This is a genomic window from Nocardioides fonticola (assembly GCF_039536805.1).
In the GTDB taxonomy this organism is placed as follows: Bacteria; Actinomycetota; Actinomycetes; order Propionibacteriales; family Nocardioidaceae; genus Nocardioides; species Nocardioides fonticola.
In genome coordinates this window covers 38,209-61,269 of the sequence record NZ_BAAAZH010000033.1, presented here as the reverse complement: position 1 = coordinate 61,269, position 23,061 = coordinate 38,209, and the positions used below count along the sequence as shown (strand labels likewise).

25 protein-coding genes are annotated in these 23,061 nt (G+C 73.3%); 11 read left to right on the top strand and 14 right to left on the bottom strand.

All coding sequences use genetic code 11. The features are described from left to right. Positions 1-28: 28 nt before the first annotated feature. Positions 29-691, top strand: coding sequence for a potassium channel family protein (locus tag ABD671_RS20660; protein WP_344735389.1), 663 nt, complete (start codon positions 29-31; stop codon positions 689-691). Further along, positions 691-1,362 carry a potassium channel family protein gene (locus ABD671_RS20655; RefSeq protein WP_344735388.1) on the top strand — a complete coding sequence of 224 codons (672 nt, stop codon included), beginning with the start codon at positions 691-693 and terminating at the stop codon, positions 1,360-1,362. The genes ABD671_RS20660 and ABD671_RS20655 overlap by 1 nt, the downstream gene beginning before the upstream one ends. A gap of 79 nt (positions 1,363-1,441) precedes the next feature. Here the strand turns inward: ABD671_RS20655 and galE are convergent, their stop codons facing one another. Then, a complete protein-coding gene (gene galE / locus ABD671_RS20650) occupies positions 1,442-2,464 on the bottom strand; it encodes a UDP-glucose 4-epimerase GalE (protein ID WP_344735387.1) in 1,023 nt (340 codons plus the stop codon). A gap of 100 nt (positions 2,465-2,564) precedes the next feature. Between galE and ABD671_RS20645 the strand changes: the two genes are divergently transcribed. Beyond that, positions 2,565-3,062: a VOC family protein gene (locus tag ABD671_RS20645; protein ID WP_344735386.1), complete on the top strand. Its 498-nt coding sequence runs from the start codon at positions 2,565-2,567 to the stop codon at positions 3,060-3,062. Here the strand turns inward: ABD671_RS20645 and ABD671_RS20640 are convergent. From ABD671_RS20640 to dut, 4 genes are read right to left on the bottom strand one after another with little or no spacing between them, the layout of a single operon-like run. Then, positions 3,035-3,742: a DUF3159 domain-containing protein gene (locus ABD671_RS20640; protein ID WP_344735385.1), complete on the bottom strand. Its 708-nt coding sequence runs from the start codon at positions 3,740-3,742 to the stop codon at positions 3,035-3,037. The genes ABD671_RS20645 and ABD671_RS20640 overlap by 28 nt on opposite strands. Next, on the bottom strand, positions 3,739-4,107 hold the full coding sequence (locus ABD671_RS20635) for an OB-fold nucleic acid binding domain-containing protein (RefSeq protein ID WP_344735384.1): 369 nt from the start codon (positions 4,105-4,107) through the stop codon (positions 3,739-3,741). Before ABD671_RS20635 ends, ABD671_RS20640 begins: the two co-directional genes overlap by 4 nt. A gap of 11 nt (positions 4,108-4,118) precedes the next feature. After that, complete coding sequence (locus ABD671_RS20630) at positions 4,119-4,796, bottom strand: DUF3710 domain-containing protein (RefSeq protein WP_344735383.1); 678 nt, start codon at positions 4,794-4,796, stop codon at positions 4,119-4,121. Positions 4,797-4,855: 59 nt separating this feature from the next. Next, on the bottom strand, positions 4,856-5,350 hold the full coding sequence (gene dut, locus ABD671_RS20625; protein WP_425574944.1) for a dUTP diphosphatase: 495 nt from the start codon (positions 5,348-5,350) through the stop codon (positions 4,856-4,858). A 52-nt stretch (positions 5,351-5,402) separates the two neighbouring features. On the opposite strand from dut, the gene ABD671_RS20620 reads away from it, so the two are divergent. Together ABD671_RS20620 and ABD671_RS20615 are read left to right on the top strand one after the other, a co-directional pair. After that, positions 5,403-5,909: a DUF3093 domain-containing protein gene (locus ABD671_RS20620; RefSeq protein ID WP_344735382.1), complete on the top strand. Its 507-nt coding sequence runs from the start codon at positions 5,403-5,405 to the stop codon at positions 5,907-5,909. Between the two features lie 99 nt (positions 5,910-6,008). Further along, a complete protein-coding gene (locus tag ABD671_RS20615; RefSeq protein ID WP_344735381.1) occupies positions 6,009-6,314 on the top strand; it encodes a DUF4235 domain-containing protein in 306 nt (101 codons plus the stop codon). Between the two features lie 62 nt (positions 6,315-6,376). Here the strand turns inward: ABD671_RS20615 and ABD671_RS20610 are convergent, their stop codons facing one another. The 3 genes from ABD671_RS20610 to ABD671_RS20600 form a co-directional block, all read right to left on the bottom strand. After that, on the bottom strand, positions 6,377-6,667 hold the full coding sequence (locus ABD671_RS20610; protein ID WP_344735380.1) for a DUF4193 domain-containing protein: 291 nt from the start codon (positions 6,665-6,667) through the stop codon (positions 6,377-6,379). Positions 6,668-6,817: 150 nt separating this feature from the next. Then, complete coding sequence (locus ABD671_RS20605) at positions 6,818-7,645, bottom strand: inositol monophosphatase family protein (RefSeq protein WP_344735379.1); 828 nt, start codon at positions 7,643-7,645, stop codon at positions 6,818-6,820. Next, positions 7,642-8,760: a ferrochelatase gene (locus ABD671_RS20600; RefSeq protein ID WP_344735378.1), complete on the bottom strand. Its 1,119-nt coding sequence runs from the start codon at positions 8,758-8,760 to the stop codon at positions 7,642-7,644. Before ABD671_RS20600 ends, ABD671_RS20605 begins: the two co-directional genes overlap by 4 nt. A gap of 64 nt (positions 8,761-8,824) precedes the next feature. Here ABD671_RS20600 and ABD671_RS20595 point away from each other — a divergent pair, with 64 nt between their 5' ends. From ABD671_RS20595 to ABD671_RS20585, 3 genes are read left to right on the top strand one after another with little or no spacing between them, the layout of a single operon-like run. Continuing rightward, positions 8,825-10,042: an MFS transporter gene (locus ABD671_RS20595; protein WP_344735377.1), complete on the top strand. Its 1,218-nt coding sequence runs from the start codon at positions 8,825-8,827 to the stop codon at positions 10,040-10,042. Between the two features lie 27 nt (positions 10,043-10,069). Continuing rightward, positions 10,070-10,600 (top strand): SigE family RNA polymerase sigma factor, encoded by a 531-nt coding sequence (locus ABD671_RS20590; protein WP_344735376.1) that lies wholly within the window; start codon positions 10,070-10,072, stop codon positions 10,598-10,600. Beyond that, positions 10,597-11,721, top strand: a complete 1,125-nt coding sequence (locus ABD671_RS20585; RefSeq protein WP_344735375.1) for a hypothetical protein — start codon at positions 10,597-10,599, stop codon at positions 11,719-11,721. The genes ABD671_RS20590 and ABD671_RS20585 overlap by 4 nt, the downstream gene beginning before the upstream one ends. 12 nt (positions 11,722-11,733) lie before the next feature. On the opposite strand, the gene ABD671_RS20580 is transcribed toward ABD671_RS20585, so the two are convergent. After that, entirely contained in the window at positions 11,734-12,369 is a 636-nt protein-coding gene (locus ABD671_RS20580; protein WP_344735374.1) for a trimeric intracellular cation channel family protein, read from the bottom strand. Between the two features lie 123 nt (positions 12,370-12,492). On the opposite strand from ABD671_RS20580, the gene sepH reads away from it, so the two are divergent. Both sepH and ABD671_RS20570 read left to right on the top strand, forming a co-directional pair. Then, positions 12,493-13,494: a septation protein SepH gene (gene sepH / locus ABD671_RS20575; protein ID WP_344735373.1), complete on the top strand. Its 1,002-nt coding sequence runs from the start codon at positions 12,493-12,495 to the stop codon at positions 13,492-13,494. A gap of 95 nt (positions 13,495-13,589) precedes the next feature. After that, the gene (locus ABD671_RS20570) at positions 13,590-15,593 is read left to right on the top strand and encodes an SDR family oxidoreductase (RefSeq protein ID WP_344735372.1); all 2,004 of its coding nucleotides are present in this window, start codon (positions 13,590-13,592) and stop codon (positions 15,591-15,593) included. A gap of 15 nt (positions 15,594-15,608) precedes the next feature. On the opposite strand, the gene ABD671_RS20565 is transcribed toward ABD671_RS20570, so the two are convergent. Continuing rightward, a complete protein-coding gene (locus tag ABD671_RS20565; RefSeq protein WP_344735371.1) occupies positions 15,609-16,433 on the bottom strand; it encodes a sulfurtransferase in 825 nt (274 codons plus the stop codon). 52 nt (positions 16,434-16,485) lie between these two features. On the opposite strand from ABD671_RS20565, the gene ABD671_RS20560 reads away from it, so the two are divergent. Continuing rightward, a complete protein-coding gene (locus tag ABD671_RS20560) occupies positions 16,486-17,169 on the top strand; it encodes a thymidine kinase (RefSeq protein WP_344735370.1) in 684 nt (227 codons plus the stop codon). A 14-nt stretch (positions 17,170-17,183) separates the two neighbouring features. Here ABD671_RS20560 and ABD671_RS20555 read toward each other — a convergent pair whose 3' ends face one another. The 4 genes from ABD671_RS20555 to ABD671_RS20540 all read right to left on the bottom strand — a co-directional run bounded on the left by ABD671_RS20555 (position 17,184) and on the right by ABD671_RS20540 (position 23,049). Further along, a complete protein-coding gene (locus tag ABD671_RS20555) occupies positions 17,184-18,491 on the bottom strand; it encodes a phytase (protein WP_344735369.1) in 1,308 nt (435 codons plus the stop codon). A gap of 82 nt (positions 18,492-18,573) precedes the next feature. Then, positions 18,574-19,704 carry an alkaline phosphatase family protein gene (locus ABD671_RS20550; protein ID WP_344735368.1) on the bottom strand — a complete coding sequence of 377 codons (1,131 nt, stop codon included), beginning with the start codon at positions 19,702-19,704 and terminating at the stop codon, positions 18,574-18,576. A gap of 4 nt (positions 19,705-19,708) precedes the next feature. Continuing rightward, positions 19,709-20,308 (bottom strand): DUF5998 family protein, encoded by a 600-nt coding sequence (locus tag ABD671_RS20545; protein WP_344735367.1) that lies wholly within the window; start codon positions 20,306-20,308, stop codon positions 19,709-19,711. A 26-nt stretch (positions 20,309-20,334) separates the two neighbouring features. Next, on the bottom strand, positions 20,335-23,049 hold the full coding sequence (locus ABD671_RS20540; protein ID WP_344735366.1) for a bifunctional acetate--CoA ligase family protein/GNAT family N-acetyltransferase: 2,715 nt from the start codon (positions 23,047-23,049) through the stop codon (positions 20,335-20,337). Positions 23,050-23,061 lie beyond the last annotated feature (12 nt).

Genomic DNA, 23,061 nt, shown 5'->3' with positions numbered 1-23,061 from the left:
GGCCACCCTAGGCGATACGGTTCTGAGCGTGCACGTTGTGATCATGGGTTGCGGACGCGTGGGCTCCACCCTGGCCCGCTCCCTGGAAGACCGGAACCACACGGTGTCGATCATCGACAGCGACCCCGACGCCTTCCGCCGGCTCGGCCCGGGCTTCAACGGCGACAAGGTCGCCGGCATGGGGTTCGACCAGGCGGTGCTGGAGAAGGCCGGCATCCGCCGGGCCGACGCGTTCGCCGCGGTCTCCAGCGGCGACAACTCCAACATCATCGCCGCCCGGGTGGCGCGGGAGAGCTTCGGGATCCAGCAGGTCGTCGCCCGCATCTACGACCCCGGCCGTGCCGAGGTCTACCAGCGGCTGGGCATCACCACCGTCGCCACCGTGAAGTGGACCGCCGACCAGGTGCTGCGCCGTCTGCTGCCGGCCGGCGCCGAGCCGGACTTCCGCGACCCCTCCGGCACGATCCGGGTCGACCAGGTGCCCGTGCCGCCCGCCTGGATCGGGCACCGCACCGTCATCTTCCAGGAGCAGTCGCGCAGCCGGATCGCCTGGATCGACCGCCTCGGCGAGGGCATGCTGCCTTCCCGCGAGAGCGTCCTGCAGGAGGGCGACTACCTCCACCTCGTCATGCGCGAGGACACCGCCGACCACGCCTACGCCGTGCTGAGCGCCGGCCCCGAGGAGCACTGATGCGCGTCGCCATCGCCGGAGCGGGCGCCGTGGGGCGTTCGATCGCCCGCGAGCTGATCGGCAACGGTCACGAGGTCCTGCTCATCGACAAGGCACCGGAGTCGATCAAGCCCGAGCGGGTCCCGGACGCCGAGTGGCTGCTCGCCGACTGTTGCGAGATGTCCTCGCTGGAGGAGGCGCGCCTGGAGCGCTGCGACATCCTCATCTCGGCCACCGGCGACGACAAGGCCAACCTGGTCGCCTCGCTGCTCGCCAAGACCGAGTTCGGCGTGCCGCGCACGGTGGGCCGAGTCAACCACCCGAGCAACGAGTGGCTGTTCACCGAGGCCTGGGGCGTCGACGTCAGCGTCTCGACCCCGCGCATCATGTCGGCGCTCGTCGAGGAGGCGGTGAGCATCGGCGACCTCGTGCGGCTGTTCACCTTCCGCCAGGGCGACGCGAACCTCGCCGAGATGACCCTCCCGGCCGACTCGCCCTACGTCGGCAAGCCGGCGGGCCTGGTGCCGCTGCCCGACAACTGCGCGCTGGTCACCATCATCCGCGACGGCCAGGTCTACGTGCCCACGCCCGAGCAGCCGATCGAGGCCGGCGACGAGCTGCTCTTCGTCGTCCCGGCCGACAAGGAGGACGAGCTCGAGCGCATGCTCGCGCCGTCCTCCCACGGCGGCTGAGCCAGGCCGAGCCTGGCCGAGCCTGGCCGAGCCTGGCCGAGCCTGGCCGAGCCTGGCCGAGCCCACCGGGCCGCGCCGCTCAGGAGTCGGGGAAGCCCTGCGGGTTCTGCGACTGCCAGCGCCAGGTGTCGGCGCACATGTCGTCGATGGTGCGGGTGGCCCGCCAGCCCAGCTCGGTGTGGGCGCGGGTGGCGTCGGCCCAGAAGGCCGGCAGGTCGCCGGGACGCCGCTCGACGATCTCGTAGGGCAGCTCGCGGCCCACGGCGCGCTCGAAGGCGTGGAAGAGCTCCAGCACGCTGGTGCCGGTGCCGGTGCCGAGGTTGAAGGCGCGCACCGGCTCGCTCATGGCGTCGAGGTGCTCCAACGCGGCCACATGCCCGGCGGCGAGGTCGACGACGTGGATGTAGTCGCGCTCGCACGTGCCGTCGGCGGTCGGGTAGTCGCCCCCGAACACGCTGAGCTTCTCGCGGCGTCCGACCGCCACCTGGGCGATGAAGGGCATGAGGTTGTTGGGGATGCCCTGGGGGTCCTCGCCGATCCGACCCGAGGGGTGCGCGCCGACGGGGTTGAAGTAGCGCAGCAGCGCCACCCGCTGGCCCGGGGTGGCGTGGGTGACGTCGGTGAGCACCTGCTCGATCATCACCTTCGTGCGGCCGTAGGGGCTGGCGGCGGCGAGGTCGGGATAGTCCTCGACGTAGGGCACCGGTGCCTTCTCGCCGTAGACCGTGGCGGAGGAGGAGAAGACCAGCTTCGCGACGTCGTGACGGCGCATCGCCTCCAGCAGCGCGAAGGTCGAGTCGAGGTTGTTGCGGTAGTACTCCAGCGGCTTGGCGACGCTCTCCCCCACCGCCTTGAGGCCGGCGAAGTGGATGACGGCGTCGATCTCCTCGATCGCGAACAGCGCGTTGGTCTTGTCGACGTCGGTGAGGTCGAAGGCGTGCACCGGGATGTGGGTGCCCGACAGCGACTCCAGGCGCGCGATCACGGTCGGCTTGCTGTTGGAGAAGTCGTCGACGACGACGACGCTGTGGCCGGCCTCGATGAGGGCCAGTACGGTGTGGGATCCGATGTAGCCGGCACCGCCGGAGACCAGGACGCGCATGCTCGGGACCCTATCGGCCCGCACCGATGAGTCCGGGCATCGGCACCGGTCGGAGCAGGTGAGCAGCGCCGCACCGGCGCCCTGGCGAGGAGGACATCCGATGATCACCCACCGCATCACCCCGTGCCTGTGGTTCGACGACGACCTGGAGGAGGCCGTCGGCTTCTACACCTCGGTCTTCCCGAACTCCCGCGTGCTGCGCATCTCCCGCTACGGCGACGCCGGTCCGGGCGAGCCCGGCACCGCGATGGCGGCGGAGTTCGAGTTGGACGGCGTGCCCTTCCGCGGCATCAACGGCGGCCCGCAGTTCCCGTTCACCGAGGCGGTGTCGTTCTCCGTGACGTGCGCCGACCAGACGGAGGTCGACCACTACTGGACAGCGCTCGTGGAGGGCGGCGAGGAGTCGATGTGCGGGTGGTTGAAGGACCGCTACGGCCTCTCCTGGCAGATCGTGCCCTCGGCCCTCTACGACCTGCTGGGCGACGCCGACCCGGTACGGGCACAGGCGGCGATGGGCGCGATGCTGGGCATGCGTCGCATCGACCTGGCAGCGATCGCCGAGGCGGCCGATCAGGCGGCGCGCTCGACCGGCGTCTGATCGCGGTTGAGCAGCCAGAGCATCGAGCCGAGCACCGCGAGCTGGAGCGGCCAGCCCAGCGCGATCTTGAGGATGCCGAGCGCCGCCACCGCGGCGTCGGTGTCGATCGCGCCGCTGTGGGCGGCAAGCCAGATCGGGCCCTGCACCAGCACCCGCAGCGCACAGGGCACGGCGAGCAGCCAGGTCAGGCGGGTGCACAGCTTCACGATCTGGCGGTCGTCGTGCCAGCCGGTCGGGTCGCCGGTGACGCTGCCGACCGCGAAGCCGACGAGCGGCCAGCGGGTCAGGCAGCTGAGCGCCATCCCGATCGCGTAGACGAGGTTGTAGAGCAGGCCGGGCAGGAAGTAGGCCAGCGCCTGGTCGTCGGCGTCGCCGCCGTTGCGCTGGCTCAGATAGACGAAGAACCAGCCCAGCCCGATGCCGAAGAGCGCGTTGAGGCAGAACTGCACGCTGGAACGCTGCACCAGGCGGGCGACCAGCATCACCAGCGCACTGCCGACGCTCACGCCCAGGGCGAGCTGGAGTTCGCGGGTGGTCAGCCACAGCACGGTGAAGACGATCGTCGGCACCGCCGCCTCGACCATGCCGCGGCGTCCGCCGAGGGCCTTGGCGAGCTGGCTGCGCACGACGGCCTCGACCGTGTCGTGCACCTCGACCTCGTGGTCGCGCGCCTCGCTCACGGCATCAGCTCGTAGCGCGGGTTGAAGATGATGCGCTGGGTGTCGTGGCCGTGGCGCCCGATGCGCCCCTCCACCAGCATCGAGACGCCGGGCACGATGCCGCGGATCTGACGGCGGCCGAGCCACACGATGGTGACGGCGCCGGTGCCGTCGTAGAGCTCCCCCTCCAGTGCGGGGACGCCGCCGCGCGGGCGCAGCGTCACGGTGCGCAGGGTGCCGCGCAACCGCACGCGTTCGCGGTCGGGGGCGTCGGCGATGCAGTCGAGCCCCGGCTCGGTGTAGGTGCGCCGCATGTCGCGGGCGTGCTGGTCGGTGCTGTTGGCCCAGGCACTGATCGTGCGGCGCAGCCGGCTCTTCTCACCCATGGGGCGGGCTCCTACTGACCGGGCTCGAGACGACGCGCCTGCTCGGGCAGCACCAGCGGCAGCGCCTCGCCGGGCGGCAGCGCGCCCTGGCCACGGCGGACGGCGACGCCGCCCAGCACGGCCTCCCACTCGGCGGCGGAGTCGCCGCCGCGGGCGGGCTCCCCGAGCAGGGTGGCACGCAACAGCCACCGCGACCCGTTGACGCCGATGATGCGGGAGAGCTGGGTGCCGGTGCGGCCGTCCTCGAGGGTGGCCGTGATCTCGCAGCGCAGCTCGACGCCGAAGGGGCCGTCGGTCTCGGTGGCGGTGCCGCCGCGACGCGCCATGTCGGCGGCGATCGCCGGACGCACCTCCGACCACAGGTCGCCGTTGCGGGGAGCGGCGAACGCGCGCAGCTCGGCGACGCCGTCGGCGCCGGCGATCAGCACCGACTGCACCGTGCCGCTGGCCTCGTCGACCTGGAGCCGCAGCTCCTTGCCGGGCGCGGGTGCGACGAGCAGCGAACCGAGGTCGACCCGCTCGGCGATCTCCTCGTCGGTGAGGTCCTCGACGTCGACGGGGAGCGCGGCAGTGGGCTCGACGGTGGACTCGACGGCGGACTCGGTCGCGTCGGACTCGGCTTCGGCGGCCTCGAGGTCGACGTCGGGGGTGTCGGCGTCGGACGCGGCGGACTTGCGGCGCAATCTCACGGGTTCGGCTCTCTGTGGCGGTGTCGGATCGGGGTTCGCGGCGGGGCGGACCCGGCGCCTCAGCTCGTGGCCGGGCCGAATCCCCCGGTAGAACCGTAGCCGCCCGCCCCGCGCACCGAGTCGGGGAGGACCTCCACGACGTCGAACCGGGCCCGCTCGACGCGCTGGATCACCAGTTGGGCGATGCGGTCGCCGCGGGCGAGCTCGAGGGGTTCGCGCGGGTCGAGGTTGATGAGCAGCACCTTGATCTCGCCGCGGTAGCCGGCGTCGACGGTGCCCGGGGTGTTGACGATCGAGAGCCCGTGCCGGGCCGCGAGCCCCGACCGCGGGTGGACGAGCGCCACGTACCCCTCCGGCAGGGCGATGGCGATGCCGGTCGGCACCAGCGCCCGCTCCCCCGGCTCGAGCCGGACGTCGACCGCGGTGTGCAGGTCGGCGCCGGCATCGCCGGGGTGGGCGTAGGCCGGCAACGGCAGATCGGAGTCGAGGCGCACCAGCGCGACCCCCACCTCCGCGCGTCCGGGGACCGATCCGGGACCTGCCGCAGTGCTCACCCGGCGGACCCTAGAGGATGGAGGTGTGAGCGGGGATGGGAAACTCGACGGCGTGACCAGCCCGACGGGCCCGGGCGAGGAGATCGCCCCGGGCCACGCCCCCGCCGCCTACCGCGAACGGCTCAGCGTGCCGATCCGCTGGTGGGCGCAGGGCACCATGCTCATCGCGACCCTGTGGCTGGCGGTGATCGTGGCCGTGCCGGCCACCGGCGCGTGGATCATCACCGCGGTGGCGGTCGGCCTCATGGCGGCGCTGTTCCTCTCCTACGGCGCGGCCACCATCGCCGTGGCCGACGGCGAGCTGCGCGCCGGGCGTGCACGCCTCCCCGTGCGCTACATCTCCTCGGTCGAGCCGCTGGACGCCGAGGCCACCCGGCTCGCGTTCGGCCGCGACGCCGACGTGCGGGCGTACCTGCTGCTGCGGCCCTACCGCAAGCGCTCGGTGCGCGTGCGCCTGGACGACCCGCGCGACCCCACGCCGTACTGGCTGCTGAGCACGCGGCGTCCCACCGAGCTGGCCGCGGCGATCACCGCGGCCGCGCGCGCCGAGCGCGGCTGAGCCCGACTGATCCTGATCGGGCTCGACTGGGCTCGACTGGGCACGACGGATCACGAGGGGGTGGCACCGGCCGCCGGCGGCCCCACTAGGGTGGGCGGCATGGCGAAGAAGGGCTCCGCTCCCGGCAACTCCCGTGCCTTCTCGATCCTCGCGCTCGTGGCCTCCGTCGCCGCGGCGCAGGTCTCCAAGAGGGTGCTCGACACGACCTGGAAGGCGGCCACCGGCCGCAAGCCCCCGGTCAACCCGGCCGACCCCGACGTCGCGGTCGGCGAGGCGGTCGCGTGGGCGGCGGCCACCGGGGCGACCATCGCCCTGGCCCGCATGATCGCGCAGCGCCGGGCCGCGGAGTACTACGTGAAGTCCACCGGCAACCTGCCGCCGCAGCTCGCCAAGGACGGCCGCTGAGCCGTCCCCGACATGACGACGGGCCCGCCCCCTGGTGCTCCAGGGGACGGGCCCGACGTACGTCAGATGCAGTCGCGGCAGATCATCTTCTTGGTGTCGGCCAGCTGCGACCGGTGATGCACCAGGAAGCAGCTCATGCAGGTGAACTCGTCGTCCTGCTTCGGCTTGACCTCGACCGCGAGTTCCTCGTGCGAGAGGTCGGCGCCGGGCAGCTCGAAGGATTCGGCCGCCTCGGTCTCGTCCTCGTCGACCTTGCCGGAGTTCTTGTCGTGACGCCGGGCCTTGAGTTCCTCGATGCTCTCTTCGGACTGGTCCTCTTCGTTCTTGCGCGGCGCGTCGTAATCAGTCGCCATCTCTCACTCCCTCGTCCGGCCGGCTCTCCCACCACGTCGGGATGGGTGTTCCCGTCGTCGGCGCCAGATTGTGCACCATGGATGCCGGATCGCGCACACCGGTTGGTGGCGCGGCTCGTGAACATCTCGTGACGGGCGACTATTCCCGCTCTAGACCTGCTCGATCGGCTCCGCCCACGGGCCTTCGCCGGCCACGAAACCGCAGGCCAGCACGACCGCGCGGAGCTCCTCGAAGACCGCCGCGGGCGCTGCGAGGAGCAGGGTCAGGCCACCGGCTCCGGGGAACAGCTCGGTGCGCGCGCCGGCCGCGCGCGCGATCAGCCCGCCGGCCGCGTGGTCCCAGAGGTTGACACCCTCCTCGACGTAGGCGTCGAGCACGCCCTCCGCGATGTGGCACAGGTCGAGCGCGCACGAACCCAGGCGCCGCAGATCGCGGATCTGCGGGAGGAACCGCACCATCGCCTGGGCCTGGAGCAGCCGCACCTCGCGGTCGTAGCTGAAACCGCTCGCGACGAGCATCTTGTCCAGCGGCTGCGGCGCGGGCCCGGTCAGCGGGACGCCGTCGCGAGTGGCGTGCGCCCCCTCCTCATCGACCCAGCCGAGGTAGGCCGCGCCCGTCGCGGCGTTGAGGACGACGCCGGCCACCGCCTCGCCGTCCTGCTCGGCCGCGATCGAGACCGCGTACTGCGGCAGGCCGTAGAGGAAGTTGACGGTGCCGTCGATGGGGTCGATGACCCAGCGCACACCGCTCGTGCCCGGCACGTCGTCGCCCTCCTCGCCGAGGAAGGCGTCGTCGGGTCGGACGGCCGCGAGCCGCTCGCGGATGAGGCGTTCGGCGGCGCGGTCGGTCTCGGTGACGATGTCGATGTCGCTGGTCTTGGTGGCTGCGACCGCGACCCCGCCGGCCCGCTGGGCGGTGATGAGGTCGGCGGCGGCGCGGGCGACGTCGAGGGCGAGGTCGGCGAGCTCCCGGCTCACGCCGGGTCCGAGCCGCACAGGGTCGGCCGCTCGCCGCGCGCGTTGGCGCAGCAGCCCACCGGGCAGCGGTCCCACATGACGCCCGTGGCACCGACGGCGGCGCGAGCGGGCTGCTCGTCGCGCTCGGCAGCGGCCCGTTCGAGCAGCAGGTCGCGCACGGTGGCCACGAACCGGGGGTCGAGACCGGCGGTCGCGGCCCGGCGGAACGGCAGGCCGAGCTTCTCGGCGGTCTCCTTGGCCTCGGTGTCGAGGTCGTAGATGACCTCCATGTGGTCGGAGACGAACCCGACCGGCACGACGACGACCGCCGGGGCGTCGCCCGCGGCGACGAGCTCCTCGATGCGGTCGTTGACGTCGGGCTCGAGCCACGGGATGTGCGGGGCGCCGGAGCGGGAGCAGAACACCAGCTCGTGCTCGTGACGCACGCCGGTGGCCTCGGCGACACGGTCGGTGATCACCCCCGACACGTCGAGGTGCTGGCGCACGTAGGCGCCGCCACCCGCGGCCGGGTCGCCGCTGGCGTCGTTCATCGCGGTGGGCACCGAGTGGGTGACGAACAGCAGCCGGGCGCCGTCACGGACGTCGTCGGGCAGGTCGGCGAGCGCGGCCAGGACGGCGTCGACGTTGGCGTCGACGAAGCCCGGGTGGTTGAAGTAGTGCCGCAGCTTGTCCAGCTGCGGTGCGGTCGCTCCGCGCTCGGCGGCCGCCGCGGTGGCGTCGAAGAGGTTCTCGCGGTACTGGCGGCAGCTGGAGTAGGAGGAGTAGGCGCTGGTGACGAAGCAGGCGGCGCGGGTGATGCCGTCAGCGGCCATCTGGGTCAGCGTGTCGGCCAGGTAGGGGTCCCAGTTGCGGTTGCCCCAGTAGATCGGCAGGTCGATGCCCGCGGCGTCGAAGTCGGCGCGCAGCGCCTCGATGAACTCGCGGTTCTGGTCGTTGATCGGCGAGCGGCCTCCGAAGAGGAAGTAGTGCTCCCCGACCTCCTCCAGACGCTCTCGGGGGATCCCGCGACCACGGGTCACGTTCTCCAGGAAGGGGACGACGTCGTCGGGCTTCTCGGGCCCTCCGAACGAGACGAGGAGCAGCGCGTCGTAGGGGCGCACGTCGGGGCCGGTCATGTCCTTCATCGTAGGCAGGCGAACCGATTCGCCGGAGGCCAGGTGATCCTCCTAACCTCGGGGCATGCTGGCGTCCTACCGGGGAGTGCTCCGCCGCCCGGGAGCGGCGGCCTTCTGCGCGACCGGTCTGGTCGCCCGGCTGCCGATCTCGATGACCGGCCTGGGCGTCGTGCTGCTGGTGCAGGCGCGGGAGGGCTCCTACGGCGTGGCCGGAGCGGTCTCGGCCGCCTACATGATCGCCAACGCGGTGCTCTCGATCGCCCAGGGCCGCCTGCTCGACCGGCTCGGTCAGGGGCGCGTGCTGTCGGTCGCCAGCGTCGCCTTCGGTGTGGCCATGAGCGTGCTGGTGGTGAGCGTGCAGGCCGACTGGCCGTTGATCGTCACCTACGTCGCGGCCGCGATCGGCGGAGCGAGCCTCCCGCAGATCGGCTCGTGCGTGCGGGCCCGGTGGAGCCACGTGCTCGACTCGCCGGCCGACGTGCAGACCGCCTACGCGTTGGAGTCGGTGGCCGACGAGGCGGTGTTCATCCTCGGCCCGATCCTCGTCACCGTGCTCGCCACCGCCGTGCATCCGGTGCTCGGCCTGGCGGTCGCGATCATCGCCGGCACGGCGGGCGGACTCGTCTTCGCCGCGCTGCGATCCACCGAGCCGCCCGCCCACGCCCGTACCAGCGTCGACGGCGTCCGACCGCCGCTGCCCTGGCGCACGGTCGGACCGCTGGCGGTCGTCTTCGCCGCGCTCGGCATCCTCTTCGGCGCCGCCGAGGTCACCACCGTCGCCTTCGCCGACGAGCAGGGCCATCGGGCCTGGTCGGGCGGCCTCCTCGCCCTGTGGGCCCTGGGCAGCCTCACCGCCGGCGTGGTCACCGGCACCATCGCCTGGCGTCGCGGCCCGACGGTGCGGGTGCAGATCGGCGCGGCCGGCATGGCGCTGGCCATGGTGCCGCTCTATTTCGTCGACTCCCTGCCGCTGATGGGGCTCCTGCTCCTGCTCGGCGGCGTGGCGATCGCACCGACGATGGTGGCCGCGCTCTCTCTCACCGAGAGTCGCGTGCCGACCTCCCGCCTGACCGAGGGGATGGCGATTATGCAGACCGGCGTCGTGGCCGGTGTCGCGCCGGGCGCCACCCTCAGCGGGTTCGTCGTCGACCACCACGGAGCCTCCGCCGCCTATCTGGTCTCGCTGACCGCCGGGGTCGTCGCCGCGATCGCCGCGCTCACCCTGCCGCGCGACGTCGTCCCGGCTCCCGCCGAACCTCCGCGCACCCCCGTCGCGTCGTAAGGGCAGACCCCGACGACAGGAGGACCCGTGGAACGGGATCCCACCGGCGGCTACGCCGACTTCGCGACGTTCGTCGCCACCCGGCAGCACGCCCTGCACCGCTACGCCTACCTCGTGGTGGGCGATGTCGGCCAGGCCGAGGACCTCGTCCAGGAGGCGTTGGCCAAGACCTACGCCCGCTGGTCGAAGGTGCGCTCCCAGGGCAACCCGGAGGCCTACGTGCGCCGCGCCATCACGACCACCGCGATCAGCTGGTTCCGACGTCGCGGCTTCCGCGGCGAGGTGCCGAGCGCCCAGGCCGCCGAGCGGGCCGACCGGCTCCTCGACGACCACGGCGAGCAGGTGAGCGAGGCCAGCGCCCTGGCCGACGCCCTGCGCCGTCTGCCCGCCCGCCAGCGAGCCGCCCTCGTCCTCCGCTTCTACGAGGACCTCTCCGAGGCGCAGACCGCCGAGATCCTCGGCTGCGCCGTCGGCACCGTGAAGAGCCAGACCGCAGCCGCGCTGGCCAAGCTCCGCCTCGACCCGACCCTTCCCGACCTCCGGACGGTGACCCGATGACCCCGACCGACCTGCCCGACCTGCTGCGACGCCGCGCCGACGCGCCGTCCTTCCGACCCGTCGACCTCGACGCCGTCGTCCGCTCCGGCACCCGGCTGCGCCGTCGTCGCCGGGCCGGTACCGCCGTGGCCGGGCTCGCACTCGCCGGCCTCATCGGCGGGAGCGTCGCCCTGCTGACCTCGCCGGACGCGCCGCGGGCGGTCGATCCCGCCGGCTCGGTGTCTCCCGGCGACCGGCCGCTCTCCTACGCCCTCGACGGCGTCCTGCACGTCGGCGACCGCACGATCACGCCGGACGGCGGCATCGCGACCTACGTCGAGGTCGGCGACGGTTTCGGCGTCGTCGGCACCGACGGCCGGGTGCGCCTGATCGACGGCTCCACCGGCACCGCCACCCTCCTCTCGACCGAGGGCCCCGCCCTGACGGGCGCCTTCGTCCGCCTCGCGACCGACGGTCGGTGGCTGGCGTGGGCCGCTCCCCAGGACGCCGGCCGCGCGGTCGTGCACTTCCACGACACCGTGAGCGGCACCGGTCGGGTGCTGACGATCGACCTCGACGACCAGCGCTCGGAGCAGAGCGCGCTCGTCTCGCTCGACGCGGGCCGGGCCTACCTGGTGACGGCCGAGGGCCCGGTCGAGGTGAGCATCCCCGCGCCCGATGAGGAGCCGCGCGTCGTCGCGCTCGCGGGGCGCCTGCCCGGCGGCCAGACCTTCGTCGACGCTCGGGGTGGCACGATCGCGCGCTACGAGGACGGGCTGCTGGCCGGGCCCAGCTGGGACCTCGCCCGGCCGCCGGGCGACGGCCCGGCGGTGCTCGAGAGCACCGGGGTCCTCTCCCCCGACGGCTCGGCCTTCGCCCCCGACGCCGACACGATCCGCATCGTGACCCTCGACGGTGCCGACGAGACGCCCGACGTCGGGCGCCGTTACGCCTTCTTCTCCACCGTCTACCGCTGGCTCGACGACGACACGGTCGCCGTCATCGCGGACGAGAAGCGAGAGGGCCCCTACGCGCTGCTGCGCTGCTCGGTCACCAGCGGCAGCCCGGGAGCCTGCTCGACCGAGGTGACCCTGCCCGACCCGGACGGCCTCCAGCTGCCGGTCGGCACGCCGATCGGCTGACCAGGCGCTGACCTACACGCTGGCGGGCCCCGAGGGCATCGGGGCCTGCCAGCCTCGCCAGACCGCGAGCAGCCGCCAGACCAGGCAGACCGCGGCCCCGCCGACCGCCACCGCCAGGGTGGGCAGGTCGAGCCGCAGGCCGAGGACGGCGACCCCGGCGCCGGCGAGTGCGGGGATCGCGTAGAGCTCGCCGCGGAACACCACCGGCACCCGGCCCGCCAGCACGTCGCGCACGATGCCGCCGCCGATGCCGGTGGTCATGCCCATGAGCGCAGCGGGGAGCGGGCCGAGGCCGTAGTCGACCGCCTTCAGCGCCCCGGCGACGCAGAAGAGCGCGAGGCCCGCGGCGTCGAACACCGTGACCAGCCGCTCCATCCGGCCGAACGCCGGGTGGTAGACGAAGGTGGCCAGCCCGGCCGCCACCGGCACGAGCAGGTAGCGCCAGTCGGCGAGTGCCGCGGGTGGGGTCGCGCCGATGAGGACGTCGCGCAGGAAGCCGCCGCCGAGTCCGGTGGCGCCCGCGAGCACGAGCACCCCGAACACGTCGAGCTCCTTGCGCACCGCGACCAGCGCCCCGGAGATCGCGAAGACCGCGATGCCCACGAGGTCGAGGACCACGAGGGTCACGCTGGGCTCGCCGGACGTCACAGACGCGACCCTAACGACGTCCCGCCTCGCCTGCGCGGATGCGGGGCCCGGCTGGCGTAGGCTCGGCCCACCGTGGAACACGAGTCGACCGCCCGGAACCTGCCCCCGGGTACACCAGCACCGGTGCAGGAGGTGGCCCCGGTGCGCCTGACCCTGGCCGGGAGCACCGACGGCGCCCTGCTGCTCGTCGACGACCACGGCACCGAGTACCACCTGTCGGTCGACCACCGGCTGCGCGCCGCCCTGCGCGGCGAGACCTCACGCCTCGGCCAGTTGGAGATTGAGATGGACAGCGTCCTGCGACCCCGCGACATCCAGGCCCGCATCCGGGCCGGAGAGACGCCGGAGGCGGTCGCGGCCATCGCCCAGACGAGCGTCGAGAAGATCATGCCGTACGCCGGCCCCGTGCTCGCCGAGCGTCAGCACGTCGCCGAGCGCGCCCAGCGTTCCTCGGTGCGCCGTCGTCCGGGCTCGCCGGAGGCCCAGAGCGCGCCCCGGGTGCTCGGCGACGCCGTCGCCGCCCACCTGCGCGCCCAGCAGGTCGCCCCCGACTCGGTCGAGTGGGACGCCTGGCGTCGCGAGGACGGCCGCTGGACCCTCACCGCCGGCTTCGCCACCATCAAGCGCACCGGCACCGCCCAGTTCGGCTTCGACCTGCCCGGCAACTTCGTGGTCGTCGAGAACGACGACGCCCGCTGGCTCATCGGCGACCAGCTCGAGGAGGCCCCGGCGCCGCGCAACGACCTCGAGGACGCCCGGCTGCGCCGTCTCGCCACCGCGCGCTCCTCCGATGACGAGCTGCCGCTCGGCGACGACGCGCTGGGACTGCTGGAGGAGGCCGACTCCCACCCGATCGAGACCCTGCTCGACGCCCCGAGCGCCCCGCGGATCGAGGAGCCGGCCGCGCCCGCCGCCGAGCCCCCGGCCGAGCCTGCTGCCGAGACCCAGGCCGAGGCCCCGGCCGCGCCCGCTGCCGAGCACGTCGTCCAGGAACGGTCCGAGCCGGTCGTCGAGGAGCCCGCCGAGGAGCCGACGCCGGTGCGCCGTCCGGCCAAGAACCGCCGCGGCCGCGCCTCGGTGCCCAGCTGGGACGAGATCATGTTCGGCGGCGGCAAGCAGGAGTGACCCTGCGCGGGAGTGACACCCCCGCCGGTATCGGCGGCGCGGGCCGTCCGGCGAAGGGGCTGATGTCCCGGCCCCGGGCGGGCTAGTCTCCGCCCATGTCGTACTTCGTGACCGGCGCCACAGGGTTCATCGGACGTCACCTCGTCGAGGAGCTCGTCGACCACCGCGAGGGCGAGATCTTCGTGCTCGTCCGGGCCGGGTCGCTGGGCCGCATCCAGACCCTGCTGCGCCGCTGGGGCTCCGACCGCGTCGTCCCGGTCGTCGGCGACCTCTCCTCCCCCGGCCTCGGCGTCGACCCCGACTGGGTGGCCGAGCACGCCGGCTCGATCGAGCACTTCTTCCACCTCGCCGCGATCTACGACATGACCGCCGACGACGCCACCAACGAGGCGATGAACGTCGGCGGCACCCGGCACGCGCTCGAGCTGGCCGAGGAGCTCGGCGCGGGCTGCTTCCACCAGGTCTCGTCCGTCGCGGCGGCCGGCGAGTACGCCGGCCGGTTCACCGAGGACATGTTCGCCGAGGGCCAGCACCTCCCCTCGCCCTACCACCGCACGAAGTACGAGTCCGAGCGCATCGTGCGCGAGGAGGCCGAGGTGCCGTGGCGGGTCTACCGGCCCGCGATCGTCGTGGGGCACTCCGAGACCGGGGCGATGGACAAGGTCGACGGCCCCTACTACTTCTTCCCGCTCATGAAGCTGATGCGCGACAGCCTGCCCGGGTGGCTGCCGCTGGTCGGGGTCGACCTCGGCGACACCAACGTCGTCCCGGTCGACTACGTGGCCAAGGCGATGGACCACCTCGCGCACGTGCCCGACCTCGACGGGCAGGCCTTCCACCTCGTCAATCCCGAGCCGCAGCCGGTCGTGGAGATGATCAACGCGTTCTGCGGCGCCGCCGGAGCGCCCCGGTTCGCCACGCCCGTCGACCGCCGCTACGCCGCGCCGCTGGCGTTGGTGCCCCGGCGTCTGCGGCCGCTCACCGTGCTCAACAGCCTGCTGAAGAACCCCGGCGTGCAGTCGGCGCTCGACCTGGTGACCTCGCGCTTCGGCGTCCCGGCGGAGGTGCTGGGGCACACCTCCTTCACCGCCGTCTTCGACTCCCGCGCCACCGAGAAGGCGCTGGCCGGCTCCGGGATCGGCGTCCCCGACCTGGAGAGCTACGCGCGCACCCTGTGGGGCTACTGGGAGGAGTACCTCGACGACTCCGTCGGCCGCGACGCCGACGCGCGGGCCACGCTGAAGGACAAGTACGTCGTCATCACGGGTGCGTCGTCGGGCATCGGCCAGGTGACGGCGCTCAAGGTCGCGCAGGCCGGCGGCATCCCGGTGCTCGTCGCGCGCGGCAAGGACAAGCTGGAGGAGACCCGCGCCGACATCGAGCTGCGGGGCGGGAAGGCGCTGGTGTACCCCTGCGACCTCTCCGACCTCGAGGCCATCGACGCCCTGTGCGAGCAGCTCACCGCCGACCTGCCCTCGGTCGACTTCGTGGTCAACAACGCCGGCCGGTCGATCCGTCGATCGCTCAAGCTCTCCCACGACCGCTTCCACGACTTCGAGCGCACGATGCAGCTCAACTACTTCGGCGCGATCCGGCTCGTCATCGGGCTCATCCCGGCGATGCGGGCGAGCGGTGGCGGCCACGTGGTCAACGTCAGCTCGATCGGCGTCCAGACCAACCCGCCGCGGTTCTCGGCCTACATCGCCTCCAAGGCCGCCCTCGACGCCTGGAGCAACGTCGTCTCCTCGGAGCTGATCGGCGAGGGCATCACCTTCACCGGCATCCACATGCCGCTCGTGCGGACGCCGATGATCGCGCCTACCAAGATCTACGACAAGTTCCCCACGATCAGCCCGGCCCAGGCCGCCGACCTGCTCATCAAGGCGATGGTCGACCGGCCCCACGAGATCAACACGATGCTCGGCAACGCCGGCGCCATCGCGCACACCGTCGCCCCCAAGCTCGCCTTCCGGGTGCTCAACATGGCCTACCACGTCTTCCCGGACTCCGCCGCCGCCAAGGGCGCGACCGCCGAGGGCGGTGCCCGGGAGTCCGAGCAGATCATGCTCGCCCGGGTGTTCAAGGGCGTGCACTGGTGATCGGGAACAGGCGCTCTACCCCCGCTCCACCGGCCGCTCCGGATCGGTGATCCAGCCGCTCCAACTGCCGGGGTAGAGGGCGGCGCCGATGCCGGCGACCTCGAGGGCCAGCACGTCGTGGGCGGCGGTGACGCCCGACCCGCAGTAGACGACGACGTCGTCCTCGCCGGTGACGCCGGCGGCGGCGTAGAGGGCACGCAGCTCCTCGGCGCCGCGGAAGGTGCCGTCGGCGCGCAGGTTGGTGCTCGTGGGCACGTTGACGGCCCCGGGGATGCGCCCGGCCACGGGGTCGACCGGTTCGACCTCGCCGCGGTAGCGCTCGGGGGCGCGGGCATCGACGATCACCGGCACCTCCAGGACGCCGTCCGCCTCGACCGCGGGCATCGCGCCGGGCCGGGCGGTGAAGTCGCCGGGCACGGGGGTCGGGGCGACCGCCTGCCGGGCGCCCCCGGACGCCGTCCAGGCGCCCCAGCCACCGTCGAGCACCCGCACGTCGGTGTGGCCGTGGAAGCGCAGGAGCCACCAGGCACGGGCCGCGGCGTGGCCCGACCAGTCGTCGTAGACCACGACCGGGTGCCCGTCGCGCACCCCGGCGGCCCGCATCGCGGCCTCGAAGACGCCCGCATCGGGCAGCGGGTGCCGCCCGCCCTCCCCCGGCGGCGCGGCCAGCGCGGTGTCGAGGTCGACGTAGACGGCGCCCGGCACGTGCCCCAGCGCGTACTCCCGCTCGCCGGGCGGTCCGCCCAGGCGGTAGCGCACGTCGAGCACGGTCGGGACGGCGTCGGCCGGCCCCGCGAGCAGGGCGCGGAGGTCGGCGACGGAGACGAGCGGTCCGGTCATGGGCCCATCCTGCCGCGCCGATCGTCAGCGGTCCGTGACAGGATCACGCCCCGTGGCGGAACTGCACTTCTTCACGGGCACGATGGACTCGGGCAAGAGCACCCTGGCCCTGCAGACCAACCACAACCACGCCGCCCGCGGTCGGGTGGGGCAGATCTTCGTCACCCGCGACCGTGCCGGGAAGGGCCTGCTGTCCAGCCGACTCGGACTCACGCACGAGGCCCGCGAGGTCGACGGCGACTTCGCCTTCTGGCGGCACGTGGTCGACCTGCTCACCCGCGGTCAGCGCGTCGACTACCTCATCTGCGACGAGGCGCAGTTCTACACCGCCGCCCAGATCGACGATCTCGCCAAGATCGTCGACGAGCTCCAGATCGACGTCTTCGCCTTCGGCATCCTCACCGACTTCCGTACCCAGCTCTTCCCGGGCTCCGCGCGGCTGGTCGAGCTGGCCGACCGCATGCACACCCTCCAGGTCGAGGCGCTGTGCTGGTGCGGCAAGCGCGCCACCCACAACGCGCGCACCGAGAACGGCGTCATGGTCACCGAGGGCGACGTGATCGTGGTCGGCGACGTCGAGGGCACCGACGACCCCGGCCAGCCGAAGCTCCCCGCCTCGGAGGCCGAGACCGATGTCGCCTACGAGGTGCTCTGCCGCCAGCACCATCGCCGTCGGCTCACCGCGGCCCGGGCGAAGGCCGTCAGCCTGGCGCCCGAGCCGCTGCCGTTCGGCTAGCTCGGCGAGTTCGGCTAGCGCAGTACCCGCAGCACCCGCTGGAGCGGCACGAACGCGAAGCCGGTGGTGGCCAACTCCTCGCCCTGCTCGTCGGTGGCCGCGGGCGCGCGCTCACCGTCGTGGACGACGAGGAGGCCCTGGGGGAAGCGGGGTCCGAGGTCGGCGGGGGTGATGGCCGAGCCGTCGGAGTGCTCCACCGAGTCCAGGCCGCCACCGGCGACGATCCGCAGGTCGCGGGTCCGGTCGGCGCCGAACAGCACGAAGCGCGAGTCGCCCTGACTGGAGGCGAACAGGGTGCGACCGGCCAGCGCCAGGCCCTCGGCGTCCGCCACGAGCCAGCGCCCGCCGTACCCGGGGTCGGTGCCGTCGGCGACGCACTCCTCGGCGGTCTCGTCGTAGGTGGCGGGCACCCCGAACGAGGTGACCTTCTCGATGAGGCGGGGCGTGCCGAAGCCGGTGTCGGTCAGGGGGATGCGCCAGATGCCGACGTCCTCCTGCGCGGTGAAGAGCACGCGACGCTCGGCGTCGATCACCGATCCCTCGAGCTGCGGGTCCTCGCCCGGGTCCTCGCACGGGCTCCACTGCGTGCCGTCGGGCAGGTCGAAGGCCGAGGGCAGCTCGAGGGTGTCGAGGCTCCGCGTGCCGACGCTGTCGGACCCGGCTCCGGTGAGGGCGAGGAGCGCGATGCGCGCCTCGTGGCGCTGGGTCACCGCGACCCAGCGGACGCCGGAGCGCGGGTCGCGGGCGGCGGCCAGCCCGTAGGCGGTGCGCTGGTCGTCGACCGCCGCCTCGTCAGCGGAGAACACCGGGGCCGCATCGGGGGCGGTCACCTCGGTCAGCACCTGATCGCCGGCCCGCGACCCGCGGGGGTCGATCCGGAAGACCCGGATGCGGTCGCGGCCGCGGTCGCTGACGATCGCGAGGTCGCCGACGACGTCGACGTTGTTGAAGCGTCCCGGGGCGGCGTCCTCGGTGGGCGCCGCGGGGGCGGCGACGAGTTGCAGCGTGCGGGCGCGCAGGTCGAAGGCGGCCAGGCCGCCCTCCTTGAGCGTGCCGAGGACGACGCTGCGCTCGGGGTGGCGCCGATCGACCCAGATGGCGGGGTCGTCGGCGTCGGCGTTCGCGGGGGTGCCGCTGGCGTCGTCGACGAAGGCCCGCGTCTGCGCCGAGGCCCGGATCTCGGCGGTCCGGGCCGCGGTCGAGGCGGTGGTCGAGGCGCTGGTCGAGGCGGTGGCGCCGTCGGGCGCCAGGAGCGAGCAGGGGACGAGGCCGGCCAGACCGGCGAGGCAGAGGGCGGTGGGGAGCAGGCGGGGTCGGGTCACCCGCGCGACGCTAGGCAGCGCGGGTGGACCTCCGTCGTCGTGCGGGTGGACCGTGATGGAACGATCCCGACACCTGGGAGCCTCAGTCGACCAGCACCGGGATGAGCATCTCCTCGGGCGTCATCGAGCCGTGCAGGCCGACCAGGCCGGCCTCGTAGGCCCAGTCGACGGTGGAGACGACGGCGTGGTCGCCGTGGCTGGCCACGAGCACGTCGCCGATGCGCGGTCGCACGGACGGCGCCACCGCACCGAACCAGCCGAGGTCGATCGCCTCGTCGCGGGTGAGCACGGTGGCCCGCTCCCCCAGCACCGTGCGCCAGGTGGTCACGACGTCGTCGATCGCCCCGCGCTGGCAGTAGAGCTGCCGGAAGCGGGCCTCGCCGCCGAAGAGGGCGAGCCCGTCGCGCAGCTCGTGGACGGCGTCGATGTCGGTGCGGGCCTCGGTGGGGCTGTCGACCATGCCGTGGTCGGCGACGACGACCAGCCGGGTCTGCGGTGGCAGCGCCTCGCGCAGCTGCTCGGCCTCGGCGTCGATCATCGCGAGCTGTTGGAGCCACTGGCTGGAGGAGACGCCGTAGCGGTGTCCGGTCCAGTCGAGGTCGCCGTCGTAGAGGTAGGTGAGGGACGGCGTCGTGCCGGTCGCCGTGACGGCGGCGGCGATCCGCTCGCCGACCTTGTCGGCACCCACGAACTCGGCGCCGCGGTGGGCGGCGACGGTGAGTCCGCTGCCGGCGAACTCGCGCTTGTTGACCACCGTGACGGCCACCCCGAGGGCGCGTAGCCGGTCGAAGGCGGTGGGGTGCGGCTGCCACTCGAGCGGGTCGACGCCCTTGTCCCACTGCAGCGTGAGCAGCAGCCGTTCGGTGCCGGGTATCCGCGAGCTGAAGCCGACGACGCCATGGGTGCCCGGCGGCAGCGCGGTGCCGAACGACGTCAGGCTCGTGGCCGTCGTCGAGGGGATGCCGGCGGTGGCGGGGGCGAGCCGGCGCAATGAGGAGAGGTACGGCGCCGCGTGCGCATAGCGGTCGAGCAGGCGGGCGCCGAGGCCGTCGACGAGGAAGACCACGTACGACGGCGCCGGCGGCAGGCTCAGCCCCGTGGGCGCGTCGCCGAGCGGCGTCCCGAGGGCGGCGGCCACCGCCGGGACGACGTCGCCGAGCGAGTGCGCGCCGTAGCCGGGACCGAGGAACCCCGGAAGGTCGAGATCGGTCACGTCGTCACGCGAGGTGGGTGCGCGCCGAGAGGGCCTCGGCGAACGCGAGCACCCCGGCGACGGCGTCGTGGCCGTCGGCGGCGGCCGAGACCCGCAGGGTGAAGTCGTCGGAGGCCAGCACGCCGGTGTAGCCGTGGTCGGCGTCGCAGTCGGGGTCGGCGCAGCCCGCGGGCTCGAGGTCGAGGCGGCTGACCCCGCCCCAGCCAACGGTGAGGTTGACCTCGGCCGGGCGGCTCGGGCCCTTCGTCGGATTGGTGACCATGCGGGTCACGACCACCGATTTCACCGCCGAGAGCCGGATGGCCTCGGTGGAGGTGGAGGTGTACGGCTCGGGCAGCAGGTCGTCGCCCGGGTGCTCGTCGGTGTGGGTGAGCACGAGTCGGGTCGGGGTGAGGACGACGACGCTCAGGTGGCGGCGCACCTCGTCGTGCTCGAAGGTCGGCTCGTGCTGGACGAAGAAGGAGACCACGGCCTCGCCCGCGACGGCCGACTCGACGGCGTCCCCGACGACCTCGGGGTAGTAGCCGGTGCGGTCGATGCTCGATCGCAGCTCCCGGCTGCGGTCGCGGTCGTCGGAGGTGGCGCGGTCGATGCTGGCACGCATGGGGGTGAGTCTGTCAGGCCCGCCGCTCAGGTCGGCAGGGTGTCGCCCACCGGCGTCGGCATGCGGCGCACGAACCAGTCCGAGCGGGCGTCGGCGACGGCGTCGACCCGGCCGGTGGCGGTGAGCACGCTGGAGCCGTCGGCACCGGCGAGCACCAGCCCGAGCTCGAGCTGGCTGACCTGCGGCAGGTCGTTCTGGAGCTGGGCGACGCGCAGGATGAGCCGCTCGACCTCGGCGACGTCGACGACGTCGCTGCCGCGGTAGCCGAAGAGCATCGGCGCCGACTTGATCTCGCGCACCATCGCGGCGGCGTCGCGCGGGCCCAAAGGCGGGATGCGGTAGGCCTTGTCGGCGAGCAGCTCGATGACCGGGCCGGAGATGCCGAAGCTGACGACCGGCCCGAAGAGGGGGTCCTCCATGCTGCGGATCGTGATCGGCACGCCCGGCGGGGCGTTCTTCTGCACCACGAAGCCGGCGCGCTCGGGGTCGCCGACCAGCTCGTGCAGCGCGCCCCAGGCATCGCTCATCGCCCCGGGGCCGTCGATGTTGCGCCACACGTGGGCCAGGTCGGGCCGCTCGCGCAGGTGCTCGGCGGTGGCCTTGAGGACGACGTCCCAGCCGAGCGACTCGGCGGCCGCGACGGCCTCGTCGAGCTCGGTGACCGGGTAGGTCGGCCACAGGTCGATGGCGTAGGCCTTCAGCAGCGCGGTGAGCTCGTCGTGCGGGATCTCGGCGCCCTCGGGGTGGCGCGCGAGCAGGTCGGAGATGACCGCGCGGGCGGCGGCCTCGTCGGCCTCGGCCTCCTCGAGGTCGGCTGGGTCGGGGGTGCGCAGCCACACGGCGTACTCGACGACCCGCGCGAGCGCCCGGACGGCGGCCTCGACCGCCGGGTAGGACGGCACCGAGCCGCGACCGGCGGTCGAGCCGGCGACGTCGGGCACGCGCAGCAGCTCCGGAACGCCCTCGACCCCGAGGAAGGTGGAGACCAGCGGCTTGTCGGACTGCTCGCCGATCGCGGCGAGCACGTTGGCGACCTCCTCGCCCGAGACGTTGAGGGGCGGGATGTAGACCGCCACCACGGAGTCGACGTCGGGTGAGTCGATGGCGGCGTCGAGGGCGTCCTCGAAGTCCTCGGCGGTGGCGTCGGCGCCGAGCGCGACGGAGCGGTTGACGACCAGCCCGACGGCGGCAGCGGCGTCGGCGGCCAGCAGGCCGAGGGCGTCGGAGTTGCCGACGATGGCCACCCGGCGTCCGCGCGGCAGCGGCTGGTGGGCCACCAGCTGGGCCACGTCGAACATCTCCTCCAGGGTGTCGACCTGGATGATGCCGGCCTGGCGGAACATCGCGTCGACGGCCTGCGGCGGGGCGGCGATGCGCCGCACCGCGTGGCCCATCGGCACACCCTGGGTGGTGCGGCCGGAGCGCACGGCGATGATCGGCTTGCGCTGGGAGACCCGGCGGGCGATGCGGGAGAACTTGCGGGGGTTGCCGATCGACTCCAGGTAGAGCAGCACGACCTCGGTGGAGTCGTCCTCCTCCCAGTACTGCAGCAGGTCGTTGCCGGAGACGTCGGCGCGGTTGCCGGCGCTGACGAAGGTCGAGAGGCCCAGGCCGCGGTTCTGCACCTTCTCCAGGATCGCCGAGCCGAGCGCACCGGACTGGCAGAAGAACCCGGCGCGACCGCGCGGCGGCATCACCGAGGAGAGCGAGGCGTTGATCGAGACGGCGGGGTCGGTGTTGATGACGCCCAGGCAGTTGGGACCGATCAGCCGCAGGCCGTAGGAGCGGCTCAGGCCGACCAGGCGGCGCTGGCGCTGGCGGCCCTCCTCGCCGGTCTCGGCGAAGCCGGAGGAGATGACGACCAGGCCGTGCACGCCCTTGGCCGCGCAGTCGAGGACGACGTCCTGCACCGCCTCGGCGGGCACGGCGACGATCGCGACGTCGACCTCGTCGGGGATCTCGCTGACCGAGCTGTAGGTCGGCAGCCCGGAGACCGCGCGCGCCGAGGGGTTCACGGCGTAGACGCGGCCGGTGTAGTCGCCGGTGACCAGGTTGCGCACCAGCGTCTGGCCGATGGTGTCGGAGCGCCGCGAGGCGCCGATGACCGCGACGCTGCGCGGGTTGAAGAAGCGTTCGATGGACGCCGCCTCGGCGCGGTGCTCGCGGTCCTGCATGACGCCGATGGCGGTGTCGGTGGGCGTGATCGGGAACTCGAGCACCAGGACGCCGTCCTCGTACTCGCTGGCCACGCGGTAGCCGGCGTCGCGGAAGGTCTGGATCATCCGCACGTTGTCGGGCAGCACCTCGGCCATGAACCGGTCGAGGCCGCGCTCGCGGGCGGCCTGGGCCAGGTGCTCCAGCAGCAGCTGGCCGATGCCGCGGCCCTGGTGCTTGTCCTCGACGAGGAAGGCGACCTCGGCCTCGCCGGGCCGGACGACGTCGTAGCGGCCGACCGCGATCATCTGCCCCTGGAGGGTCAGCACCAGCGCGACGCGGTCGTGGTGGTCGACGGTGGTGAAGCGCCGCACGTCGCGGTCGGACAGCTCGGGCATCGGCGAGAAGAACCGGTAGTACTTCGAGGTGTCGGAGACCCGGGCGTAGAACTCGACGAGCAGCTCGGCGTCGTCCGGGGTGATCGGACGGATGTGGGCGGTGCCGCCGTCGCGGAGCAGCACGTCGGCCTCCCAGTGACGCGGCGGCGTCGGGGCGTCGGGCGGGGTCGGCTGCACCGTGGAGTCCACGGGGCGAATCTA